Consider the following 22,924-nt stretch of genomic DNA (forward strand, 5'->3'; position numbering starts at 1 on the left):
GTAAACACCATATGTTTCGGCGAGGATGACTTCTCACAGAGTTTCGAAGTTCAGTTAAACTGAGCGGGTCATTGGATAAGAAGCTGAGCAAGCAGTCTGGGTAAGGCTAATAAGTTTATGTTTTAGGAGGTAGTGGTATGGACCTGAAAAGACGCCCGCGACGGCTACGGTCTAGCGAGACAATCCGCAGAATGGTTCGAGAAAACCATCTGCGCATCGATGATTTGATTTATCCTATGTTTGTCATGCCTGGCGAGAATGAGAGAGTGGAAGTCTCTTCAATGCCAGGAGTATATAACTATTCTCTGGATGAATTTGTAAAGGCTTTGAACGAAGTGGTAAAATTAGGGATACCCGCAATTTTACTGTTCGGTATCCCTGAGAGTAAAGACAGTGTCGGCACAGGGGCCTATGATGAACACGGTATTGTCCAAGAAGCTGTGCGTATCGCGAAAAAACATTATCCTGAGCTTTATGTTATAACGGATGTTTGTCTTTGTGAGTATACCGACCACGGACATTGCGGAGTTATTGATCACGGACAGATTTTGAACGATCCGACCTTAGACCTTTTAGCTCAGACAGCCCTTTCCCATGCCCGCGCAGGTGCGGATATGGTTGCCCCTTCTGATATGATGGACGGAAGAGTTGCAGCCATTCGGGATTTGTTGGATCGGGAAGGGTTTACTCATATTCCCATCATGGCTTACTCAGCTAAATTTGCTTCAGGGTTTTATGGCCCCTTTCGTGAGGCCGCCGGTTCGGCACCTCAGTTTGGGGACCGCAGGACCTATCAAATGGACCCGCCTAACGGGAACGAAGCAATGCTGGAGACAGCTTTAGATATTGAAGAGGGTGCGGATATGATTATCGTTAAGCCGGCTTTAGCCTATGGCGATATTATCTGCCGCACCAAAGATAGATTTGGCTTGCCCATTGCCGCGTATAATGTCAGCGGGGAGTATGCCATGGTTAAAGCTGCTGCTGCCAACGGCTGGATCGATGAGAAACGTATCGTCATGGAAGCCTTAGTCAGCATGAAACGCGCGGGAGCCGATTTGGTAATTACCTATCATGCTCTCGATGCAGCACGTTGGTTAAGAGAGGGTTAAGATGGGAGGGACGTCCGTGATGGTATCTTGGAATACGACGAATGCCTGCAACCTGTTTTATGATCACTGTTACTGTGGATATAAACAATTATGCGGTGGCTGCCGGGCGCGGGCTGCCTATTATAGTGAAGGGGATTACACGGCTGAGGAGCCATTGAGCTTGTATCAGGGAAGGGAGGGGGGTTGGCATGGATTCCGCCGATCGTACGCTGCTTAACGAGATCCAAAAACAATTTCCCATTGAGGTTCATCCCTATGAAATCCTTGGCATCGTTGCCGGAATTACAGAAGAGAATGCCTTCACGCGGATTCAGCGGCTTCGCCGGGAAGGAATTATCCGTCGTTTAGGCGGGGTTTTCGATTCTCGGAAATTAGGGTATTATAGTACGTTGTGTGCAGCGAAAGTTCCGGAAGAGAAGATTTCAGACTTGGCTGACTTACTTAACAAAATCCCGGGGGTAACCCACAATTATATCCGCGAGCATGACTATAATGTCTGGTTTACCTTGATAGCCCGGTCAGAGGAAGTTGCCGAGCGTATTATTCAGAGGATTCGTACTGAGTTAGAGATTTCTGAAGTATTTAGCCTTCCAGCCACACGACTATTTAAAATTAACGTTAATTTTGATTTTAGCGAAGAGGAAGATGCCCAAGACGATTCCTTAAGTTCGCCTGAAAGTGGAGAACAAGGATCAACCAACAGAGGAAGCAGTCAACCTTTTGACCTAACCGATGCAGACATTTCTCTGATTCAAATGATTCAAGGCGATCTGCCGGATTCCCCAACTCCTTTTACGGTTCTGGCCGAAAAACTCAACTGGCCGGTTGAGAAGCTGATTTCCCGCGCCAAAGACTTATTGGATGCCAAAGTTTTGCGCCGCTTTGGTGCCGTGTTAAGACACCAAAAAGCCGGTTTTGTTGCGAATTCTATGGGTGTTTGGCAAGTGGAGCTTGACCGGGCAGAAGAGGTCGGAAAAATCATGGCCCAATTTAAGGAAGTCAGCCATTGTTATCAAAGACCAACCTTGTCCGATTGGCCCTATAATTTATTTACGATGATCCATGGCAAAACCATGGAGGACTGTGACGAAATCATGAAAAGGATTTCTGCGGCCACAGGCGTTACTGATTATTCCATGCTTTTTAGTACTGCAGAATTGAAAAAGAGCAGTATGCAGTATTTTCTTGAAGAAGAGACGTTTTAGATTCGTAAAAGGGGGGCATTCACTTGCCGTTTGTTGATGAAAAAAGCAGCCAAGCCTTTGCCAAAGCCAAAAGAGTTATTCCCGGGGGGGTTAATTCTCCGGTAAGAGCCTTTAAATCGGTAGGCAGGGATCCTGTATTTATTGACCGGGCTGAAGGCGCTTATCTCTGGGATATTGACGGCAACCGTTATGTTGATTATGTAGGCTCTTGGGGACCGCTCATCGTTGGTCATGCTCATCCTGAAGTGGTAGAAGCGATAAAACGGGTGGCCGAACGAGGCACAAGTTATGGTGCGCCGACAGAAGTTGAAACGGAATTGGCAGAGGAAGTACTTAAAGCTTACCCTTCCATGGAAATGATCCGGATGGTTAATTCCGGGACGGAAGCCACGATGAGTGCTTTGCGTCTGGCCAGAGGAGTTACAGGCAGAACGAAGATTGTTAAATTTGAAGGCTGTTATCATGGACATGCCGATCAGCTTTTAATTAAGGCCGGAAGTGGTGCCCTGACTTTTGGTGTGCCTACATCTCCCGGCGTCCCGCCTCAAACTGCGGCGACCACGATCTCTGCACGGTATAATGATCTGGAAGGACTCAGGGAAATTTTCCAACGTGAAGGAGAAGACATTGCCGGGGTAATTCTTGAACCGGTTACCGGCAATATGGGAGTGGTCCTGCCGGGAGAAGGATTCTTACAGGGTGTCCGCCGTCTGACGGAAGAGTATGGTGCCTTGCTGATCTTTGACGAGGTTATGACAGGTTTTCGGATTAGTTATGGCGGTGCGCAAGCCCATTATGGCATTGATCCGGATTTGACCTGTTTGGGCAAAGTCATCGGGGGAGGGCTGCCTGTAGGGGCGTATGGCGGGAAAAGACGTTTTATGGAGCAAATATCTCCCAGTGGTCCTATTTATCAAGCAGGGACGTTATCGGGAAATCCCTTGGCCATGAATGCCGGTTTAACGACTCTCAAATTGCTGCAGCAACCCGGTGTCTATGAGGAACTAAATCGTAAGACGTCTCGCTTAGCGGAAGGTCTAAAACGTATTGCTAAAGAGGCTGGACTTCCGGTTTGGGTTAATGCTCTCGGGGCTATGTTTTCTGCCTTCTTTACCGATGTGCCTGTTAAGGATTATGCCAGTGCCTGTACCTCAGATGTTGAACGGTTTGCAAAGTATTTTCGGGGTATGCTTGAGAAGGGTATCTACCTGGCACCGAGCCAGTTTGAGGCAGTTTTCTTATCTGCGGCACATACTGATGCGGATATCGATAATACTCTTGAGCAAGCCCGCTTAGTCATAAAAACCCTTTAGGAGGCAAAAGTGCCGGTACCAACGAAGTGCCATCGTAACGACACTTTGAGGATTGATGGCAAGTGTGATTTGACAGGGGTGCTTAAGATCTATGGAAAGAAAACACGTATTAAGAACCATCATTACCGTTGCTTTATTTGGAGCCTTAGTTACAGTCATCATTATTTCGCAGAACCACGATCCTTCTAATCCACATTCATCAATTCCCAAAAATGTTTGGATAAACGGACCCAAAGGTCATGGCTATGCAGTTCTCAATAATCAACAGCCTTGGAAACAATGTTACCCTTGTCATGAAAAAAAGGGTCTGGGCGGGGAACAGTTTTGCCAGAGTTGTCATGTAAAATCAAAGGTCAATGTAACACTGCCTAAGAAACCTTCCTAGTGACAATTCTCTTCCAGTGGACATTCACGACCAGCTTTTAATTGGAATAATATGGTACGTGAGGAAGGCTGGGAGGGGACTTGGTTTGAACGAAGAAGATCGTGTAAATTTGCTTGAGCGCCTAGAAGAATTGCGAAATTCTAAAGTCTTAGTCTATTTTTCATATTCACCACTGGATGATTCCATCTTAGTTCCTCTTTATAAACAACTGAAAAAAATTGGACCTACTCCAAAAATTGATTTAATTTTGCATAGTTACGGCGGAACTGTAGATACTCCTTATAAAGTGGTCCTGTTAATTCGCGAGTTTTGCCAGGAATTTTCGGTTATTGTTCCCTTTGCGGCTAAGTCGGCAGCATCGATGTTAGTCTTAGGGGCTGATGAGGTCATTATGGGGCCTCTATCTGAACTGGGACCAATTGATCCTCTAGTTAAACATCCTGTCTATAAGGATATTCTTGTACCGGTTCAAGCCGTTTGGCATTGTTTTGATTATTTACAGAGATCAATTACCACGAGTGGTGATCCTGAAGTTGTTTCCTTTTTGGCTACCCCGATGTTAAATAAACTTGATCCTTGGCTTATCGGAGATTATGAAAAAACCATTAAAGCATCGCGACAATATGCGGAAATATTAATGTCTAACTACATGTTTAAAGATTCTCCGGACCGTATTGAAAGTGTTGCCCGAGCTTTAACCGAGGGTTATTTTTCTCACGGTTACCCTATTGGGCATCAAGAAGCTAAACAACTTGGTTTGAATGTAACTCTTGCCCGGGACGAATTATGGGAAGTTATTTGGAGCCTATATCTGGCTTACGAAGAAATCTTTAAAAATGAACGAAATTGACCCAGTACAATGAAATTAAACAAGTTAATCTAGATTCGTTAAATATGTTAGTTAAGTAAAAGTAAATTTAACTAATTCTACTAATCCTAACTAATATAGTAAGTTTTCATATTAACTAACCATTTTTAAACGTGTTTCAGAAAAAGACTTGTTTAGAAACAGTCTTTTTCTGACTTTTCCACAAAAAACATATTGCTTGTTGTTGCACAATAGGATAGGATAAACTTGTACTGCATTTTAATTTTCAAGTGGTTAATGTTTATGACTGTATTGGTCAAAATATATGGAGGTGGATCAGATGCTGACAACGTTTGGATTCGTGTCCCCTTTGGAGGGTGGTATTCTTCTTGTAATCGCTCTGGTTATTTTTGGTCCCGGAAAATTACCCGATGTGGGCAAAGCTTTAGGTAAAGGGATCAAAGAATTTAAGACAGCAAGTCAAGGCGGCGACGAGAGTGTACCTAATGCTCCGGAGAACAAAGCAGTCAATCTCGATAAAGCTGAATAAAGGAATATATCACAAAAAGACGAGGCAAACTGTGCCCCGTCTTTTTTTAGTTTTTCTAATAAGGTTTTATTGGAGTGGTTTAAATTTATCCTTAGTTTTTTGAACCTCTTGAGCTTGAGCATCACTCGCGGGATACCAACCTTTTTGGTTCATGATGTTAAAAAGGTTTTCGTGTATGCTGTGTTCTTCATCGAGTATTGTCTTAAGGTTTTGCCTCAAATTGGCACAGGTAGATTCTGTTATGAACGTATTAACCGTTGATGTCACATGTTTTTCACTTGTCAGTAAATCAGTTACAATTTCTTGCTCTGACATCGTGGTTTGTGAAGTCAATAAAATCACTCCTTTCTTTAGACGCTATTGATGAGAATTTAAATAATTAAGTAAGGTATCATAGTGCTTACGGTGCAGTTCAGAAATTGAAGAAAGCTGCGATTTGATTGCCGGGTCTTGAACAGTTTGCGATGCTTGGGCGAACTTGTGAACGAGTAATGACTCAGCACCAAGTTGGTCATTCAGAATGGCCAGATTTTTAGAAGTCAATTCAGGTTTTGTTGTATTCATAGTCAACCTCCCCTCTGTCATAATGACTCTAGTATTCCCGTATTAATTTTCTATATGATTTCTAAATATTGGATGGAATAGAGTGCTAGGGGGTTGGAAGACTGAAGAGGGTTGAACTATGCAGATATTGGGGAAGACTATGGGAGATGTAACGGCAAGGGTTAATAATTATAAGGAGAATCAGGAATGAAGGTTGTCAAAAAGGGATCGATCAATCGTGGAAAATTAATTTACAATTTTGTTACTAAGGTTTTTCCCATGGTTAAAGAAGAACTAATGCTATGGCGGAAGCGGGCCGAAGAAATTCCTGATTCCCGACTGAGTTCACAGGCTCTGGAAAGTATCCGGTTAAAAGCCTTTCATTGCCAGGGAGGGAGTATTTATGCCTTATATCCGGGTGCCAATCAAATAGAAACGGTTCGTTTTATTGTCGCTTACCAGACGATGAGTGACTATCTAGATAATTTAGTTGACAACTTAGAAATTGAGGATGAAATGGCATTTGCCCAATTGCATTTGGCTATGGAAGAAGCTTTAGTTTTTAAAGCGAATCTATCAGATTATTATAAGTATTATCCTTATCAGAACGATGGAGGGTATCTCGAACAATTAGTCAAAACTTGTCAAGCGAGTCTAAAGAGCCTGCCTTCCTTTCATCTAGTCCAGGAAAATGCTCTGGAATTAGCACGACTTTATTCTCACTTACAAACCTATAAACATTTAGAGGCAGAACGACGAGAATCGGTAATGCTTGACTGGATTGACCCCTACTTAAGAAAGTATCCCTCAATCACGTCCTGGGAATTTGCAGCTGCCACTGGATCAACGCTGGGGATATTTTGTTTGTACGCAGCTTCTTTTGATATTGATTTACAAGCTTCTGACGTGGATAAAATTTGTCAGGCTTATTTTCCGTGGATATGTGGTCTGCATATCTTGTTAGATTATTTCATTGATCTTCGCGAAGATCGTGAAACAGGACAGTTAAATTTTGTAGCGTATTATTCCGGCTCGGAAAGAATAGCTGATCGCTTAAAGCTTTTTATCCATAAATCATACGAAGCGGCAAAAACACTTCGCTATAAAAAATTTGAGCGAGCAGTAGTTCAAGGACTTCTTGCCATGTACCTATCGGATGAAAAAGGTCAAGATAGAGATATTCGGTTTATAACGAAGCAACTCTTAACCAAGAGCGGGGTAGGAGTACAGGTTCTCTTTTGGATGTGTTGTTGGCTGAGAAAAAGAAACCTCCTTTAATATGTACGCTGCAAAATCAAATCCGAAAGATTTAGGAGAGCTGTTCGATAAGGACTGGGCGGGATTATATTTAAGCTGTTTTTAGCCTTTTCGACACATTGGGCAGCGGCTAAATGAGCTTGATTCAGGCATCCGGAACTCATCAGAGCTTCATAAATGCTGTTCAGCCCTTGAGGAGTGACACGCTGAGAATTGATAATTTCCTGCAGCCAGTTGCCATATATTGGATTGTCTTTGAGATAAATAAGCGGCAGAGTCATATTGCCATTTTGCAGATCGGCTCCGACAGGTTTACCTAAAGAGTCTGAAGAGCTGTTAAGATCCAGGATATCGTCCGTGATTTGATACGCGTAGCCGATGTTTAAACCAAACTCTCGCAGACTGAGGATTTCTTCAGTTCCGGCATTTGCTAACTGGGCACCTGATTGACAACAGGCTGCCAGAAGAATTCCTGTTTTTTGGGCAATTCGTTTAAAATATTGGTCCGTTCCGATGGCCGAGGAAAATTGCTCTTTAGCTTGATTCACCTCTCCCGCACACATTGCTTGAATGGCCTCAATGAAGAAGCTCATGCATTTTAATAGCTTTTCTGTTGAGAGAATATTAAATGCTTCAGCAAAGAGATAATCTCCGGTCAAAATAGCAGCATGGTCTCCATACACCGAATTTGTTGTTGGTTTTCCACGTCTTGTTGCAGATTTATCAATGACATCATCATGAATCAAGGAAGCCATATGAATTAATTCGGCGGCAACTGAAGCTCTAAGTATTAAGGGATTTAGAGGACCAAAGCACATCCCGCTGTAGAGGGTCAATAATGGCCGTACCCTTTTGCCGCCTGATTTTAGTAAGATGCCGCAGGTTTTTTGAATGAGACCATCCGCTTTATTAATTATTTCGTTCAGTTGATCTTCCACAAATAGTAATTCTGGAAATTTTAAGGATCCCATCAACATGTCGCTAGGTTTATGTAGTTCTTGAATACTCATTGCATCAGCCTCAGCCCTCTATTAAAATACAATATGCTTTTATTATGTCTGAAAGGGCGTCATTGGATACCTAAAGTACTTATGAACTAATTTTATCGGCTATGACTAAATCTTAAATCGGGGGGGAAATCTTAAATTGATCAGTCATTTTAAGATCAAATTGAAACTGAGACGCTGAGGAGGAATAGCCGTGGGTAATGAGAATGATAAGGAACATGCTTCCCAGTTAAACCGTCAACCTTGGGAGCCTGCAGGAGTAGTTAGTGTCGTTAATGATGATCAGACACCGAACTATGGAACCAATGGCCGTAAAAACGCCAAGGGTGGCCAGCTTACCCTGGAAGTCGATGAGGTCTTTCATAATCGAGGCATTATGGAAGGAACCCAGTTGAAACCTCATAAACATTAACTAACTCTCACAAAAAACGGGCTCGTTTGCGCGACGAGCCTGTTCCTCTGGAAGAACTGAAAGAGGTATATGATCGATGGCAGAAATGAATTAGGAGTATAAATTATGAGAACGAAAACAATTTGGGAGGAACTTATAAAACCCACGTTAGTTGCATACATATTGGCTTGTTCAATCCCTGCTGTAATCGCAGTTATATATTATGTTTACAACGTTTACTTTTAATTTTAATCCTGATCATCGCACTATTGCAATTATTTGTTAATATTATAAAGGAAAGGGTTCTTCGTTAAAAATTATTTATATGTTTCCTTTGAAAGGTTATATAAATACTTTCAAAGGTATAATTTTCCTGGTACAATGAATTAACATTGTAATTGGAAAGGTTAAGGATGAGTATAATGAATGTTGTTATCTTTACCTGCAGCCCTAATCTGGATGGATTAACGGCGGCCTGTGGAAAAGCAGCCCAAGAAGGTGCCCTCGAAGTAGGCGCTAACGTTAAAATTATCAATTTAAATCAACAAAAGATTGGCCGTTGCCAAGCTTGTGGTAATGGATGGGGTCCATGCCGCAATGAGCATGAATGTCAAGTTCAAGATGAATTCCAAGCTCTGCACGCTTCCTTAGAAGGATTTGATGCCTTTGTTTTTGTAACTCCAGTTTATTTTGGAGATTTGAGCGAATCTGCTAAAGCCTTTACTGACCGCCTGCGCCGATGCGAGGCCTTCAAAGAGGAGTCTTACTTTCAAGGAAAACCTATCATTGAAGTGGCTGCCGCCGGAGGAACCGGAAATGGTATTACCTCATGCCTCACTGCTCTGGAACGAATTTTCCTCACAATCAAGGCAGAGAAATTTGACTTAATCGGGGTTACTCAGAAAAACCGAAAGTATAAGCTTGAGACCATTAAAGCTGCTGCTAAAGAAATGGTATCATTATATAGCAGTAAGAAATAGTGAACTTGTGCCTCCGTGAAGAAATTGAAGGATTCAGCTCCACGTCTAATTTTAAGCCAACGACAAGTTTGCCGTTGGTTTTTGAGTTTAACTTGGACGAAAAGGCTGCACGAAGGAAACGGTTTGTTTTTGTAATCGATATATATGATCATTACGATATTGCTTTGTAATATCCAACATTGACTAATGATTCCGGAGATGTTAATCTTCAGTTGTGATTAAGGGTTGCTGCTCTTGAAGGCAGGAGGTGTTAAGCATATATGGAAAATCTGATAGCGGGTTTAATTAAATTCCGAACGCAGGATTATGAGGAACATAAAAATTTATTTTCTCGTTTAAAGCGAGGTCAAGAACCTCATACCTTATTTATTGGTTGTTCTGATTCCCGAGTTGTTCCGGAGTTAATTACCAAATCCCTTCCAGGGGAATTATTTGTCGTTAGAAATATCGCTAATATAGTTCCCCAATATCATCAAGTTTTAGAGCAAGAGGCGCCAATGTCAGCCACAACTGCTTGCATTGAGTACGCGGTGAATGTTTTAAAGGTTAAACAGATTATTATTTGCGGCCATTCAAATTGCGGAGGATGTGCATCCATATATCTTCCGGATGAAGAACTGAATCAATTGCCTACTACCAAAAAATGGTTGGAACTCGCTCAGAATGTTAAATTGAGAGTATTAAAAGAACTGGGCGACGCCGATGATGAAATGAAGAGAGAATGGCTCACAGAACAAATAAATATCGTAGAACAAATCAAGCACTTACTGTCGTATCCCTTTATTGTTGAAAAGTATAATAAGCGGGAAATTGATATAATCGGTATGTACTATACGATTGAATCCGGAGAAGTTTTCATATATAATGCCAAAAAGGGTATTTTTGAATTGGCGAACTAGGGCCTTTAAGAAAAACCCTCGAGAGCGTATTCTTGAGTTGAGTTCACAGGAATCATAACATAATCAAGTGACTGAATACCATGAGCGCTTATCCTTATCAACAGGGAAGCGCTTATTTTATTCCTCTCAACAATGAACGCCACAATGGACGGCCGGGTCTCTGAATAAAACAAATCAAGTTGAGAAAATCTAAAAAGATTAGGATTGACCTCGGAATACTTCAGAGAAGGAAAATTTCGAAACAATGTGGAAGTTATGCTAGAAACGATTTCTGAAGCACTTTAATTGGAGATTTTAATTATACAAGGATAAGGTGAGAACAATGCCGCTTCCAGAGAATAACCTATTGTTTGGCCTCGCACCACGTTTAACGCCTGAACAGCGGGAATATGTCGATGCAATCTTTGATTATCAATTAGTAATGGTTAACGCTAAAGCAGGAACAGGAAAAACGACCCTGGCCGTTGCCTGCGCTAAGATCCTGAAAAAGCCTCTCATTTATATTTTTAATCCTGTCCAAGAAGCTATTATGGGTTTTAGACCTGGGACACAATCAGAGAAGGAGAGTATATATCATCAACCTCTCATTGACGCTCTTTTGGAAATTAATGAGAACCCGGTTCAGTGCATTTATAATGAAGAGGTATTAGCCAATGAAGCTATACGCCGAAAGGTAAGCGTAAAACGTGTTATGGATGGTATCTGGTGTTATCCAAAGAGTCCCTTATTTTTACGAGGAACTAACCTTAAAGATATGACCATTATTATTGATGAATGTCAAAACTTCACAGCCATTGAACTTCGAAAAATATTTACCCGGGTTCACGATTCTTGTAAAGTTATCTGTATTGGTCACTCAGGGCAAACCGATATTCCAAGTTCAAAGAGTGGCTTTGTGCCCTATATGGAACATTTTAAAGATCAACCTTATTGCAAGATCATAACCTTATCGAAGAACTTTCGAGGAGAACTCGCAAATTGGGCGGATAAATTCCAAACTGTTTAAGTCACGAAGCGTTTATGTAAATGATCCCCGAGTACTGGGGATCATTTTTTTTTCGGCAGGCAGCAGTACCTGTTTATCCAATGCTAAGACGGTTCAGCTTTATCTGACGAATTTACTTACCTGTCCACATGTCCACAACATTTTCAGCAAAATAAGCGTAGGGAAGAAAGAAATATCCACTTTCTCCCCAGTTTCCCCCCCAAGAGTTGCGACAGATAACGACCCCCGAGTTTGTATTCTGAGCGTCGTCTTTGTAACCGACGGCTAATACAGCGTGTCCCCCAAGATATTGTTCACCTTGTTGAGGAAGGGGCACAATACCGTTTCGAGCTACCTCTTCAGATTCGAAACTTTCGTAGATCTTGATGCCGATGACAACGGGATACCTTGTCGCTAAAGCTGCTTTAAGGGCTAGTAAGTCCGAAACTCTGTGATATTCGCTTATTTTGTAGTGAAGAGCATCAAGGAAAGAAACCACGGGTGGGGTTTGGGTGAATTTTGAAATATCATAAGGCCAATCGTTTTCCGGGGCACAACCAAACTTATGGAGAATTTTCATGCCGTCCCGGATACTGGCTCCGGAATCTTCATCCACAGTTCCTTCCAGCTTTCGTTCTCCCCAGTAAAGCCATAAGCGGCTCAGCGGGGTCAACTTTCCGCTGCGTAATTCCTGGAATTCACGCAAACCGGAAGCAATAGCATTAGCAGTACAACTGCCCAATTCTCCTTGGTCAACCACAGGGGAGCATCCATTTCTCAGATCTACGAGAGGGGGGAGGGTCATTTGTTTATGGAGGGCGGAATAAAAAATTTTATCTCTCGCATCAACTTTGTCATGTTTCAGCTTATACACTCTCTTAGCCATATCATGTTCCTCGCTTATAAAAATTTCTAACTAAGCAGACGCCTGCGTCGGCCAAGTTTTCTGTATTCAACGTTATAGTACGCATGATTGTCCGAAATTGTGAATAAGCTTGTTGGACCTCAGGAGAAGGAAAATTAACTAAGGACTGTTTTGAAATAAAAAAATTTAATTCTTAACAGATTCTTCATATAAAGATCACGGAAGAGTAACATTTATATTTTATGATAAGTATAACAAAAATTTAGCGAACGAAAGCTCCTCGCTAATTAGCGGTTAACATAAAGGTTTTTTCATTTTTCTTTCCTCCTCCTTATTCCCCCCCTTTGATGAGGGGAATTTTTTTTGCCAAAATTCTATGCGGAAGTAAATTTATTTAGAACTTGGATTATGACCGATTTTTATGTATAGTAATTCAAGAGGAATTTAAAGGTATAACTTAGGATACGTAGAAATAAAGGGGGAATTAAGAGTGTTGTCCTTATCCTCTAAAATAGAATTTGTAAAGTTTCTTAAGCAGAAATTTCTTGGTAAAAAGTTGAGATGCCTAGAAGTCTTGTGTGTTGTCGAATGTACGATGGACTTTGGAACAGTGACGAACATCGATTTTGCCGACGATAAGGTTTCTGTGTGGGGAGAAGATATGAATGTATTCTGGATTAAACTCGATGATATCATCAGAGTGGATTTTGCTCCCAAGCAAGAAGATGTCTGTTTAGAGATTGAAGCACAAAATGAAGTGAAAGTGTTATTCTATCTTGACGAGTGAGTTAAATGAACCAAGTTAACCTCTAACTCTATCAGTAGCAGCATGTAAAGTTCTATCTGAATTAGCATGTAAAGCCTCAGCTTTGGTTAAAGTAACTATGTGCTATATTTCAAGGAGGGGTTAACTATGGAAAATTTGGATAAAATTCTCCAAGCTCAGGACAAGCAAGAACAAAATAAGAAACACCAAGGCAAAGGAAATCCGGATCGCAAATTGCCCAATAAGCAGCATAGTACCAATAAATAGAAAGTTATCATTAAGAATCATAGTCTTACAAGATTATGGTTCTTTTAAGTATTGATGTAGGTATTAATGGATGCAAATTCAGTCGAATAACCATTGTTTGCCCATCTTGAAAGTGATTTCTATTTAATTCACAACTAAATAGAGCAAAAGAAAAAGCCCTCACAGAGAGGGCTTAAGTTATATAAGTAAACACTATTCAACATGGTCTATCATCAACCTTGTTATACATTCCTCGCAGTTAACTATTTCCTCCGGATTTGGAAGTTTATTTCTGACTGAGCAATCTGGGTGATATTGCTCGCATAGTGCACCTCTTACTTTTCCGCTGGAGGATTCCATTAAAGTTATCCCCCGGAACAACACTTCGCAGCCGGCGATATTTTCACGATCTTGTGTCCAATCATCAAAATCGGATAAAGCTTCTGCCACATCATTGTACTGGCTATACTCAGGATTGTTCGCCTGGTATGGTCTTGCTACGACCCATATTTTATTTGGATTATCTTTTAACATTCTATGGCCTCCCATGTTCTGACTGCATAATTAGCTAAATAATGACTCCATGGCCTATTTTACCGTATAGTTCTCGGTCAGTCCATGTATTTTTCGCGTGATCTTGAGTGAAGAAACTGCAAATTGTTGAGTCTGATTTTAAAGTTCGCTGTATTTTTTCCTTGAACCATATGATTTGGAAACTGGATACTTCTGTTCGTTTTTGAGAAGCTTATCCCTTACTACCGGTGATAGTTTTATACCCAATCGATCGGACAACAGGATTAAATAGATGAAAACATCGGCAATTTCATCTTTGATATCCTCAAACTTTTCATCGATAGCCTCTTCGCTTGTCCGCCATTGAAAGTTTTCCAAAAGTTCACTGGCTTCCAGGGAGAGTGAGATTGCTAAATCCTTCGGATTATGGTACTGCGACCAATTTCTATCGTCTCTGAATTTCAAGATATAGTTGATTAGATCCTCCATTAGTAGTTCACCTCGATACTTTAAATTCTCTTAAGAAGAGACAATTCCTTTAACCTGTTCGAATATAATTATTTTCTATGGGATATTGTCAAACAATGAACAAACAAGTATTATACTAAGCATTCGAAGTCTTATTAGGGTGAAATATCTTGAATTATGAAAAAAATATTTACCAGATATGAATAAGACAGGAATATCGAGCTTAATCTCCTAATCTTTATATATTCTTTATGCTTTAGGAGGTTATATTTAGACAATTTTTATGGGCTTTCAGGCTATAATAAGTCAGCATTGGGATTATGCACTCTCAACTCTATGCCAGCCAAAACTTGCAGCATGGAGAAAGGGTTGGTTCTAAGGATGAACTTTGGTGCTGAAGCCTTATGAGCAGGTGATTGAATAATGAAGAACCAAGGAAAACTGACTGTGTTTCTGGGCGCTGTCGCTGGAGTAGGAAAGACCTATGCCATGCTGGAGGCAGCAAAAGAACGATTATCCGAAGGTACGGATGTGGTCATTGGTTTTGTGGAAACCCATGGCAGCCTTGAAACAGAGACCGTACTAAAGGGGATTCCTTATATTTCCTCGAAAACTCAGGAATTTCTGGGTAAGTTAGTTCAAGAAATGGATTTAGAAGTTCTCTTAGAACGCCACCCCCAACTGGTTGTGGTCGATGAATTAGCCCATACCAATATCCCGGGATCTCGGCATAGGAAACGATACCAGGATGTTGAAGAGTTATTGGCCTCAGGAATTGATGTTTATACCACTTTAAATATTCAACACTTAGAAAGCCTTAATGATGTTGTAGCCCAAATCACGGGTGTTACGGTAAGCGAAACTGTGCCCGATCGTATTCTGGAGATTGCTTCGCAAATTCAGATGGTGGATATTACCCCGGACGAGCTGATTCAAAGGCTCAAGGAGGGTAAAGTTAACGTCCCCGGAGTGGCTGCGGAAGCGATTGAGAAATTCTTTCGTCCAGGCAATATTAATGCCCTTCGGGAAATGTCTTTGCGTTATACGGCTAAGCGGGTAGACTGTCAGATGGAATCATATATGCGGAATCATGGGATTGCCGGCCCTTGGCCATCCGGAGAAAAAGTGATGGTTTGTGTCAGCGGCAATCCTTTTTCTACTAAACTTATCCGTACCGCGAAGAGAATGGCAGCGCGACAGAATGCTGAATGGCTGGCCGTGCATGTAGTACTTCCTGGAGAAATGCAAAAAAACGAAAACGAAAAGGACCTCATGGAAGAAAATCTGCGCATGGCTGAAAAATTGGGGGCGGAAATTGTTACTCCCCATGGAGATGACATCGTTGAAGAGCTTTTAACCTTAGCTCGTAAACGGAACGTTTCGCAAATCATCATCGGGAAACCGGAACGTGCTCGTTTTCAGGAATTGTTTCATGGGTCAGTTGTCGATAAAGTCATCCGCAGAAGCCATGGCATCAGCGTCCATGTAATATCTGGGCGAAAAAATGCTGCAGACCGTAAGCGTGAAACGATTGCAGAAGATAATAATACTTCGTTAGGCCATCTTTCACGCCGTCAGAGGTATTCTGCAACACCGTATTTAATGTCTGTACTCATGATGTCCGCATTGACCGTTGCTGTTTCGCCCATAGAGACATTTTTAGGGCCAGTCAATATTCCTATGCTCTATTTGCTGCCCGTTCTTCTCACCGCCGCGCGCTGGGGCAGGCTGCCGGCCTTAATTACAGCAGGGATGGGTGTTATTATCTTCGACTATTTCTTTGTGCCTCCTTTTTATACCTTGCATGTCGATGATTTTCGATATGTAATAAGTTTCGTTATCCTCATGATTGCGGGTATTGTCACCGGGACTCTCTCCGGTCGTTTAACGGACCAGATCAACTATTCACGTCAGCGTGAGCAGCAAGTATCGGCCTTGTATTCTCTGAGCAGGGATTTAACGGCAGTAGATAAGCTGGAGCGCATATTAGACAGTATTGCCCGCAAGATTGGTGAAACTCTTGATGGACAGGTTGTTCTGCTGCTGCCGGATGAACGGAATAATTTGGTTTTGAGTCAGAGTTCTTCCACAGATCATTTTATGACTGAAAGCGAAATGAATGTAGCATCTTGGGTTTATGAGAGAGGGCAAAAAGCCGGTAGAGGGACCGAGACTTTGAGGTCAGCAAAAGCATTGTATCTTCCGTTAATCACTGAACAAGGAACTCATGGGGTCTTAGGAATTTGTTTCTTTCATCAAAATGATATTGTAAGCCCTCAGCAAATTCGCTTTTTAGATGCCTTTGCCGGACTTGCCGCACTGGCCATCAATCGTATAAAGCTAGCCGATGAAGCAAGACAGGCTCATGCCTTAGCTGAATCAGAGCGTTTGCGTACCGCCTTATTCAATTCTTTATCCCATGATTTACGAACCCCTTTGTCCTCAATTATTGGTGCGGCAACAGGCCTTTTAGAAGACGAAGACGTTGTATACTCGCCTGATGCTCGTCACGATTTGCTGCAAACAATTCTCCAAGGGGCAGAAAGAATGAATCGGTTTGTCAATAATCTCTTGGATATGGCGCGCCTGGAAAGCGGTATGCTCAAATTACATAAAGATTGGTGTGATATTCAGGATATCATTGGCGTAGCAATCAACCGTTTGGATATTGTGCTGGCGAAACGTTTACTGGATATTAATATCCCGGCGGGGCTGCCCTTAGTCCAAGCGGACTATGCTTTGATTGAACAAGTAATCGTGAACTTGTTGGACAATGCTGTTAAGTATTCTGAACCGGTAAGCAAAATCGTGATATCTGTAAAGCAAGTTGGGCAAAACTTAGAAATTTCTGTAGCGAATCGGGGCAATCCTATTCCTGAAACAGATTTGAGCAAGGTTTTTGATAAATTTTACCGGCTTACGTCTCCTCTTCAAGTTAGTGGGTCCGGATTAGGCCTTTCAATTTGTAAAGGAATTATCGAAAGTCATAATGGAGATATCTGGGCTGAGAACAACGAATTGGGCGGCGTAACTATTATATTTACTTTGCCTTTGGAGTACGAACTCTCCGATAAACTTCCCATTGAAGGAGGAGATTAACATAGATAAGAAGGGACAACGAATCTTAATCATTGATGATGAAACCCAAATTCGCAGATTTTTACGGGTTAGTTTGACCAGTCATGGTTACGACGTTCGGGAAGCAGGAACAGGTCAAGCCGGTTTAGAGGAAGTTGCCATGAATAATGCAGATCTTGTGATTTTGGACTTAGGACTCCCTGATATGAATGGTATGGAGGTTTTGAATAAAATCAGAGAATGGTCCAAAGTTCCTATCATTATTCTGTCCGTCAAAGAACAAGAAACAGATAAAATCACGGCCCTTGACCACGGAGCGGATGATTATGTAACTAAGCCCTTTAGTATGGGCGAATTACTGGCGCGAATGCGCGCAGCGTTACGTCATTCGGAGAGAGTCGAAGAAGAACCGATCTTGAAATTTGATGATTTAGTCCTTGATTTGTCTCACCGGCAGGTCAAAGTGTCTGACGGAGAAATAAAGCTGACTCCCACGGAATATGAGTTGATGAAAAATCTTGGATTGAATGCCGGAAAAGTTCTCACCCATAAGTTTCTTCTGCGGACAGTCTGGGGGCCTGCCTACGAAAATGACATACAGTATTTAAGGGTCTTTATGGGGCAGATTCGCCGCAAAATTGAAAGGGACCCCTCACGTCCACGCCATATTATTACTGAACCAGGGGTTGGCTACAGATTATTATAAAGTCACGTTCCAGGAGTTCCACCGGTAAAATGAACCATGAGACTTCAATAGTAAAGATCGGAGGAGAATTGACATGGCTTCTGCCAGTAAGAAATTATTTTGGTTAAAGCTAAGAACCTTAGTATTTGGGCACCCTTTAGAAACCCAAAGTGCGGAAAGTCATAAAATTGGAGTTTTTGGAGGTATTCCGGTCTTTGGTTCGGATGTCATATCTTCTCAGGGATATGCGCCGGATGCCATTTTATATGTGTTAATGATTGCTGGCACTGCCGGTTATGCGGCATCGATGAAGGTTACCGGTGCTATCGTGCTGCTTCTTCTCAGTATTTTAATGCTGTATCGCCGTACCATTCAAAAATATGCCCAAGGGGGCGGCTCATACACCGTTGCCAATGCTTATTTAGGAGAAAAAATGGGGTTGCTGGCCGGCGCAAGTCTCAGCATCGATTACATTCTGACGGTTGCAGTCAGCGTTAGTTCGGCTGTTGAAAACCTTACCGGCATATTTCGCTGGTTGGAACCAACTCCTCATAAAGTAGTGGCAGATTGTATTATTATCATTTTTATGACGTTGGTCAACTTAAGGGGTCTTAAAGAATCTGCAAAGCTTTTTGCTATCCCGGTCTACACGTATATCATCAGTATTTTTGCCCTCGTTGGTTTTGGTTTATTTAAATACTTTGTTTATGGAACTGCCCCTATGCCATACTCCCATGCTATCATCGTGGCTAATTCTCAAAACTTAACGCTGTTTGTCTTCCTGAGAGCCATGGCTGCCGGTACCACCGCTTTAACGGGGACTGAGGCCGTGAGTAATGGTGTATCCGCTTTTAAGGCCCCTGCCCAGAAAAGAGCAATCCATACATTGTTTATACTTGGCTTTATCGTGGCAGTTGGCCTTGTAGGCCTGGTGTTCTTGGCAAGTCAATATCATTTAATCCCCAGTGATGACAATACAATTATCAATCAACTGGGACTGTTGATTTTTGGCAAAACAATCATGTATTACATTCTCATGGCTGGGATTGCAACCATTCTCGTCATAGCCGCCAACACACCTTTTGTTGGCTTGCCGATACTCTTGAGTTTAATGGCCCGTGACGGCTATGCCCCTCGCTATTTCAAAAATCTTGGGGACCGTCTGGTATACAGCGCTGGGATTTGGACCTTGAGTATTATAGGATTAGGATTGATTATTGTTTTTGATGGAGATACCCATAGTATGCTGCCCTTATATGCCATCGGGGTCTTTATCAGCTTTTCCCTAACGGGATTTGGTTTAGCCAAACATTGCCTCCAGACGAGGCCTAAGGGTTTTTACAAAGATTTAATAATCTTCTTATTTGGCGGACTAATCTCTTTCTTAGTGTTTGTTATTTTTTTAATTACTAAATTTAGTGAAGGTGCTTGGTTGGTAGCCATTATTATCCCCTTGCTTATGTTCTTCTTTAATGTTGTGGCAAAAGTATATAAACGTGAAATCCAATACATTAAACCGACTAAAGATGACATCGAGGCGTTTAATAAAGAAATAGCCAGAATTGCCCATCGTCGAAGTCATATTGAACTCTCAGAATACCGAAGTAAAATTGTTGTCCCGGTGTTTGACTTGAATAGAATAGTACTTAAGGCTCTCCAATACGGCTATGAGTTAACGCCTTTGATTTCGGCAGTGCACATAGCTTCAGACAAGGAAAGAGCAGAGAAACTCCAGAGACATTGGAAGGAAAACAATATTCAAATCGATTTAGCCATTGTAGATTCTCCTTACCGAGCTACCGTTCATGATTTACTAAACTACTTGGATACTCTTGAAAAAGATCCTAATTTCTCCACCGTCACTTTAGTTATTCCTGAATTTGTCCCGCCTAAGATCTGGCAGAATTTCCTGCACAACCAGACGGGTCAATTGATGAAATTGCTGCTTTTATTGCACAAGAATATTTTGGTGACCAGCGTTCCTTTTCATACGCCTGTGGATCAATAAGAGTTTTGAGAATAGCAACATCAGATGACATTTTGCAACTAAAAAATAGCCAGCAGAGGACTTGCTAACTTCTGCTGGCTATATTATTTCATGGGGTATTCGGGAAAATTGCTTAAGTTTCCCTTAGAAAAGAATTGATTTTTTTACTTTGAGTCATAATACCTCGGAAAAACAAATCAAATCTGCAAAATAGGGGAGAACATAATGGAGAATAAACATAAGGGTCTGTCTGCAGGACATCTTACTATGATGGCTTTAGGAAGTGTTATCGGAGGATCGTTTTTTTTGGGTACGTCGGTGGCCATGAATGCAGCGGGGCCTTCAATTTTAGTATCCTTTATTTTGGCAGGAGTTTTAGTTTATTTCATACTCTTTGCATTATCTGAAATGACGGTCGCTGATCCATACGGGGGCTCTTTCAGCACTTTCGCAGCCGATGAACTGGGCGAAGGAACAGGGTTTGTTGTAGGATGGGTCTACTGGACAGGCACAATTTTTTCTATGTCCAGTGAGGCCACAGCAATCCCGATTCTTCTGCGCCAATGGTTTCCACATATTCCTCTAGGACTCTCGGGAACTATCATTATTATCGGAGTCACACTTCTAAATCTCTTAGGATCACACCGTCTGAGTAAGCTTGAAAGCGGTCTCTCTTCTATAAAATTATTGGCGATTGTTTTTTTTATCATTCTGGGGATTGCTCTGATCATTGGAATCGTTCCGGGTATGCGTTCAATCGGAGCCGGAGAATTGGTCCGCGAACCTTTAATGCCCGGAGGCATACAAGGAATTGCCGGAAGTATGTTAATCGTCATTTTTGCCTATGCCGGTTTTGAAATTATTGGTTTGGCTGCTTCAGAGGCTGCGAATCCACTCAAGACAATCCCTAAAGCAATTGCTTATACTGTCTTGTCTCTCGTTGGGTTATACATTCTCTATGCTGCTGTTCTCATGCCCTTGGTTCCTACCGCTCAGCTAAGTGATAATGTGAGCCCGATGGTTATGTCTCTTAATCGCCAAGGAATACTGTGGGCCGGCAGCGTTCTAAATGGTGTATTGATTTCTGCAAGCCTTTCGGCAATGTTAGCCGCTGTTTTCGGATTAGGACGCATGATTAGGGCTTTAACTTATGAAGGACATGCCCCAAAGTGGTTAGAGGATAATACTGATGTTCCGCATCGCGGAATTATAGTTTCCGGTTTTGCAATGCTTCTGGGCTTAGGTTTTGGCCACTTGTTTCCAAGTGTTTATCTCGTTTTGATTACTTCAGGTGGTTTTGCGCTTTTGTTTACCTATGCTGTCATTATGGCCTGTCATATTCGTTTTCGGCGGAAGAAGGGATGCCCTCCTGATGGGAAATGTCAGATGCCTGGGTATCCGTACACATCCTGGTTTACACTCATAAGCATGATTTTAGTATTTATTAGTATGCCCTTTATCCCGGGACAAAGCTCCGGTCTGGTAACCGGTGTAGTTATGGTTTTCTTGTATTCTCTTGCCTATTGGGTGATGAAATTAGTCCGAAGTAAGAATGCAGACAATAGATCATTAAAAGTTCAGGGCATGCCCATTAAACACTATCAGAGAGGATTCTCTACAGAGTTCTCAGAGGAATTAATGCAAAAAGATAAAGATACGTCAGAAATTCTCCAAGAAAAAAAGAGGTGTCCTAAGACTTAACCTCCTTTTAGTTGAAAGAAATCCATTTTCTTATATACAATGTACTCCTAGAGCGTTCCACGTTTTTCTGCCGACGATTCCGTCTTGAACTAATCCCATGTTTTCTTGAAAAGACAGAACAGCAGTTTTAGTTATGGGTCCAAAAACTCCATCAACCATACCCGGGTAGAATCCTTTGCGTTTTAGAATCTCTTGAAGTTCTATGACTGCCGGTCCGGTATTCCTTTCATACAGGGTTGGACAATGGTCAACCGGTACGGAACCGCAATGAATCCCTAAAGCGTTCCACGTATGCTTACCGACGACTCCGTCTTGAACTAAATTGTTCTGGGCTTGAAAAGCTAATACTGCCGATTTTGTTATCGGGCCAAAGATACCATCCAAACTCCCTGGAGGGTAACCATTGGCCATTAAGAGCTCTTGCAATTTAAGAACTTCAGGGCCTGTAGATCCTTCTTTTAGAATGGGACAAGAAGAATAATGCGGAAAATAATGTTGACCATGGCGTTGATCCAAAATCAACCCCTCCTTTTTTTAACTAGGCAATCGTCTGCGCCTTCGCGCTTATTAAGTTTTCTTTACATTGTATGTACTGTTGAAGATCTGTGTTAAAGAGGAGGAAGTGTTAATTTCCATGTTTTTTACAATTTTGAAGAAACGATCGTACTTTGTTTCTTTTTAAGAAGCATCATTGTATTTATATTACATATTTTACCATTAAAGAGGGTGCTAAGATGGGCTATTTAGAGCTAGTTTGACGATTTAAAAAGCGAATGTTTACATGTACCATATACCGTGTTATAATGCTACTGTATTTTTTACCAATTGAGAACAGTGGCGTTCCCAAAGGAGCGTTTTTTCTATTTCCGAAAATATCCGATGGAAAGTGACAATCTAATATTAATACGTTAATTTTGTCCTATAGACAAAAAAACAAAGGCTATGGGACATTGCGCAATAAGATCTCCGGACGCGGAGATCTTATCTATTTTGGGGATCTAATATTTTTACCATTAAAGAAGCTCAGGCGGTGACACCTAGGCAGTTAAAGTTATAAATGGTACGGAATTAGCGGCTGGTTGGAGAAGCCTGCGGAGTCTGCGGATTTCCTGAATAGTGATCGACAATAAAAAAATAATAACGAACAATGCCGTAATAATCATCCAGTTCACTCCTCGTA

Annotated in this window: 26 protein-coding genes; 19 read left to right on the forward strand and 7 right to left on the reverse strand. The window is 41.7% G+C overall.

What is annotated here, in order from left to right; translation table 11 throughout:
* Positions 1-137: 137 nt before the first annotated feature.
* The 7 genes from hemB (at position 138) to tatA (ending at position 5,373) form a co-directional block, all read left to right on the forward strand.
* Complete coding sequence (hemB, locus tag DESACI_RS09220; protein ID WP_014826917.1) at positions 138-1,112, forward strand: porphobilinogen synthase; 975 nt, start codon at positions 138-140, stop codon at positions 1,110-1,112.
* A 16-nt stretch (positions 1,113-1,128) separates the two neighbouring features.
* On the forward strand, positions 1,129-1,329 hold the full coding sequence (locus DESACI_RS23580) for an SPASM domain-containing protein (RefSeq protein WP_148271287.1): 201 nt from the start codon (positions 1,129-1,131) through the stop codon (positions 1,327-1,329).
* Positions 1,301-2,317, forward strand: coding sequence for a siroheme decarboxylase subunit beta (ahbB, locus tag DESACI_RS09225; protein ID WP_014826919.1), 1,017 nt, complete (start codon positions 1,301-1,303; stop codon positions 2,315-2,317). The genes DESACI_RS23580 and ahbB overlap by 29 nt, the downstream gene beginning before the upstream one ends.
* A 23-nt stretch (positions 2,318-2,340) precedes the next feature.
* Complete coding sequence (gene hemL, locus DESACI_RS09230) at positions 2,341-3,630, forward strand: glutamate-1-semialdehyde 2,1-aminomutase (protein ID WP_014826920.1); 1,290 nt, start codon at positions 2,341-2,343, stop codon at positions 3,628-3,630.
* A gap of 91 nt (positions 3,631-3,721) precedes the next feature.
* Positions 3,722-4,015 (forward strand): hypothetical protein, encoded by a 294-nt coding sequence (locus tag DESACI_RS09235; RefSeq protein WP_014826921.1) that lies wholly within the window; start codon positions 3,722-3,724, stop codon positions 4,013-4,015.
* 85 nt (positions 4,016-4,100) lie between these two features.
* Positions 4,101-4,865, forward strand: coding sequence for an SDH family Clp fold serine proteinase (locus DESACI_RS09240; RefSeq protein ID WP_014826922.1), 765 nt, complete (start codon positions 4,101-4,103; stop codon positions 4,863-4,865).
* Positions 4,866-5,163: 298 nt separating this feature from the next.
* On the forward strand, positions 5,164-5,373 hold the full coding sequence (gene tatA / locus DESACI_RS09245; protein WP_014826923.1) for a twin-arginine translocase TatA/TatE family subunit: 210 nt from the start codon (positions 5,164-5,166) through the stop codon (positions 5,371-5,373).
* A gap of 66 nt (positions 5,374-5,439) precedes the next feature.
* Here the strand turns inward: tatA and DESACI_RS09250 are convergent, their stop codons facing one another.
* Positions 5,440-5,715 carry a spore coat protein gene (locus DESACI_RS09250; protein WP_242833147.1) on the reverse strand — a complete coding sequence of 92 codons (276 nt, stop codon included), beginning with the start codon at positions 5,713-5,715 and terminating at the stop codon, positions 5,440-5,442.
* 15 nt (positions 5,716-5,730) lie between these two features.
* On the reverse strand, positions 5,731-5,937 hold the full coding sequence (locus tag DESACI_RS09255) for a ferritin family protein (RefSeq protein ID WP_014826925.1): 207 nt from the start codon (positions 5,935-5,937) through the stop codon (positions 5,731-5,733).
* A 186-nt stretch (positions 5,938-6,123) separates the two neighbouring features.
* Between DESACI_RS09255 and DESACI_RS09260 the strand changes: the two genes are divergently transcribed.
* Entirely contained in the window at positions 6,124-7,194 is a 1,071-nt protein-coding gene (locus DESACI_RS09260; protein WP_014826926.1) for a tetraprenyl-beta-curcumene synthase family protein, read from the forward strand.
* Here DESACI_RS09260 and DESACI_RS09265 read toward each other — a convergent pair.
* Complete coding sequence (locus DESACI_RS09265) at positions 7,191-8,183, reverse strand: polyprenyl synthetase family protein (protein ID WP_014826927.1); 993 nt, start codon at positions 8,181-8,183, stop codon at positions 7,191-7,193. The two genes, DESACI_RS09260 and DESACI_RS09265, sit on opposite strands and share 4 nt — an antisense overlap.
* A 190-nt stretch (positions 8,184-8,373) precedes the next feature.
* Between DESACI_RS09265 and DESACI_RS09270 the strand changes: the two genes are divergently transcribed.
* The 5 genes from DESACI_RS09270 to DESACI_RS09285 all read left to right on the forward strand — a co-directional run bounded on the left by DESACI_RS09270 (position 8,374) and on the right by DESACI_RS09285 (position 11,456).
* Positions 8,374-8,592 (forward strand): hypothetical protein, encoded by a 219-nt coding sequence (locus tag DESACI_RS09270; protein WP_014826928.1) that lies wholly within the window; start codon positions 8,374-8,376, stop codon positions 8,590-8,592.
* Between the two features lie 401 nt (positions 8,593-8,993).
* Positions 8,994-9,551 carry a flavodoxin family protein gene (locus DESACI_RS09275; protein WP_014826930.1) on the forward strand — a complete coding sequence of 186 codons (558 nt, stop codon included), beginning with the start codon at positions 8,994-8,996 and terminating at the stop codon, positions 9,549-9,551.
* Positions 9,551-9,721, forward strand: a complete 171-nt coding sequence (locus DESACI_RS24510; RefSeq protein ID WP_158310166.1) for a hypothetical protein — start codon at positions 9,551-9,553, stop codon at positions 9,719-9,721. The genes DESACI_RS09275 and DESACI_RS24510 overlap by 1 nt, the downstream gene beginning before the upstream one ends.
* A 90-nt stretch (positions 9,722-9,811) precedes the next feature.
* A complete protein-coding gene (locus DESACI_RS09280; RefSeq protein ID WP_014826931.1) occupies positions 9,812-10,450 on the forward strand; it encodes a carbonic anhydrase in 639 nt (212 codons plus the stop codon).
* A 322-nt stretch (positions 10,451-10,772) separates the two neighbouring features.
* On the forward strand, positions 10,773-11,456 hold the full coding sequence (locus DESACI_RS09285; protein ID WP_014826932.1) for a PhoH family protein: 684 nt from the start codon (positions 10,773-10,775) through the stop codon (positions 11,454-11,456).
* 112 nt (positions 11,457-11,568) lie between these two features.
* On the opposite strand, the gene DESACI_RS09290 is transcribed toward DESACI_RS09285, so the two are convergent.
* Positions 11,569-12,321 (reverse strand): C1 family peptidase, encoded by a 753-nt coding sequence (locus DESACI_RS09290; RefSeq protein ID WP_014826933.1) that lies wholly within the window; start codon positions 12,319-12,321, stop codon positions 11,569-11,571.
* A gap of 469 nt (positions 12,322-12,790) precedes the next feature.
* On the opposite strand from DESACI_RS09290, the gene DESACI_RS09295 reads away from it, so the two are divergent.
* Both DESACI_RS09295 and DESACI_RS09300 read left to right on the forward strand, forming a co-directional pair.
* Positions 12,791-13,087, forward strand: coding sequence for a hypothetical protein (locus tag DESACI_RS09295; protein ID WP_014826934.1), 297 nt, complete (start codon positions 12,791-12,793; stop codon positions 13,085-13,087).
* A gap of 126 nt (positions 13,088-13,213) precedes the next feature.
* Positions 13,214-13,333, forward strand: coding sequence for a DUF4023 family protein (locus DESACI_RS09300; RefSeq protein ID WP_014826935.1), 120 nt, complete (start codon positions 13,214-13,216; stop codon positions 13,331-13,333).
* Between the two features lie 192 nt (positions 13,334-13,525).
* Here the strand turns inward: DESACI_RS09300 and DESACI_RS09305 are convergent, their stop codons facing one another.
* Together DESACI_RS09305 and DESACI_RS09310 are read right to left on the reverse strand one after the other, a co-directional pair.
* Positions 13,526-13,846: a hypothetical protein gene (locus DESACI_RS09305; RefSeq protein WP_014826936.1), complete on the reverse strand. Its 321-nt coding sequence runs from the start codon at positions 13,844-13,846 to the stop codon at positions 13,526-13,528.
* Between the two features lie 138 nt (positions 13,847-13,984).
* On the reverse strand, positions 13,985-14,314 hold the full coding sequence (locus DESACI_RS09310; RefSeq protein WP_014826937.1) for a nucleotide pyrophosphohydrolase: 330 nt from the start codon (positions 14,312-14,314) through the stop codon (positions 13,985-13,987).
* Between the two features lie 402 nt (positions 14,315-14,716).
* Between DESACI_RS09310 and DESACI_RS09315 the strand changes: the two genes are divergently transcribed.
* The 4 genes from DESACI_RS09315 to DESACI_RS09330 all read left to right on the forward strand — a co-directional run bounded on the left by DESACI_RS09315 (position 14,717) and on the right by DESACI_RS09330 (position 21,744).
* Positions 14,717-17,392, forward strand: coding sequence for a sensor histidine kinase (locus tag DESACI_RS09315; RefSeq protein ID WP_014826938.1), 2,676 nt, complete (start codon positions 14,717-14,719; stop codon positions 17,390-17,392).
* Complete coding sequence (locus DESACI_RS09320; RefSeq protein WP_014826939.1) at positions 17,376-18,077, forward strand: response regulator; 702 nt, start codon at positions 17,376-17,378, stop codon at positions 18,075-18,077. The genes DESACI_RS09315 and DESACI_RS09320 overlap by 17 nt, the downstream gene beginning before the upstream one ends.
* A 73-nt stretch (positions 18,078-18,150) precedes the next feature.
* Entirely contained in the window at positions 18,151-20,064 is a 1,914-nt protein-coding gene (locus DESACI_RS09325; protein ID WP_014826940.1) for an APC family permease, read from the forward strand.
* A 204-nt stretch (positions 20,065-20,268) separates the two neighbouring features.
* Positions 20,269-21,744, forward strand: a complete 1,476-nt coding sequence (locus DESACI_RS09330; protein WP_014826941.1) for an amino acid permease — start codon at positions 20,269-20,271, stop codon at positions 21,742-21,744.
* Positions 21,745-21,774: 30 nt separating this feature from the next.
* On the opposite strand, the gene DESACI_RS09335 is transcribed toward DESACI_RS09330, so the two are convergent.
* Positions 21,775-22,260, reverse strand: a complete 486-nt coding sequence (locus DESACI_RS09335) for a peptidoglycan-binding domain-containing protein (RefSeq protein ID WP_014826942.1) — start codon at positions 22,258-22,260, stop codon at positions 21,775-21,777.
* Positions 22,261-22,924: the final 664 nt, after the last annotated feature.

It is taken from the genome of Desulfosporosinus acidiphilus SJ4 (assembly GCF_000255115.2).
In the GTDB taxonomy this organism is placed as follows: Bacteria; Bacillota; Desulfitobacteriia; order Desulfitobacteriales; family Desulfitobacteriaceae; genus Desulfosporosinus; species Desulfosporosinus acidiphilus.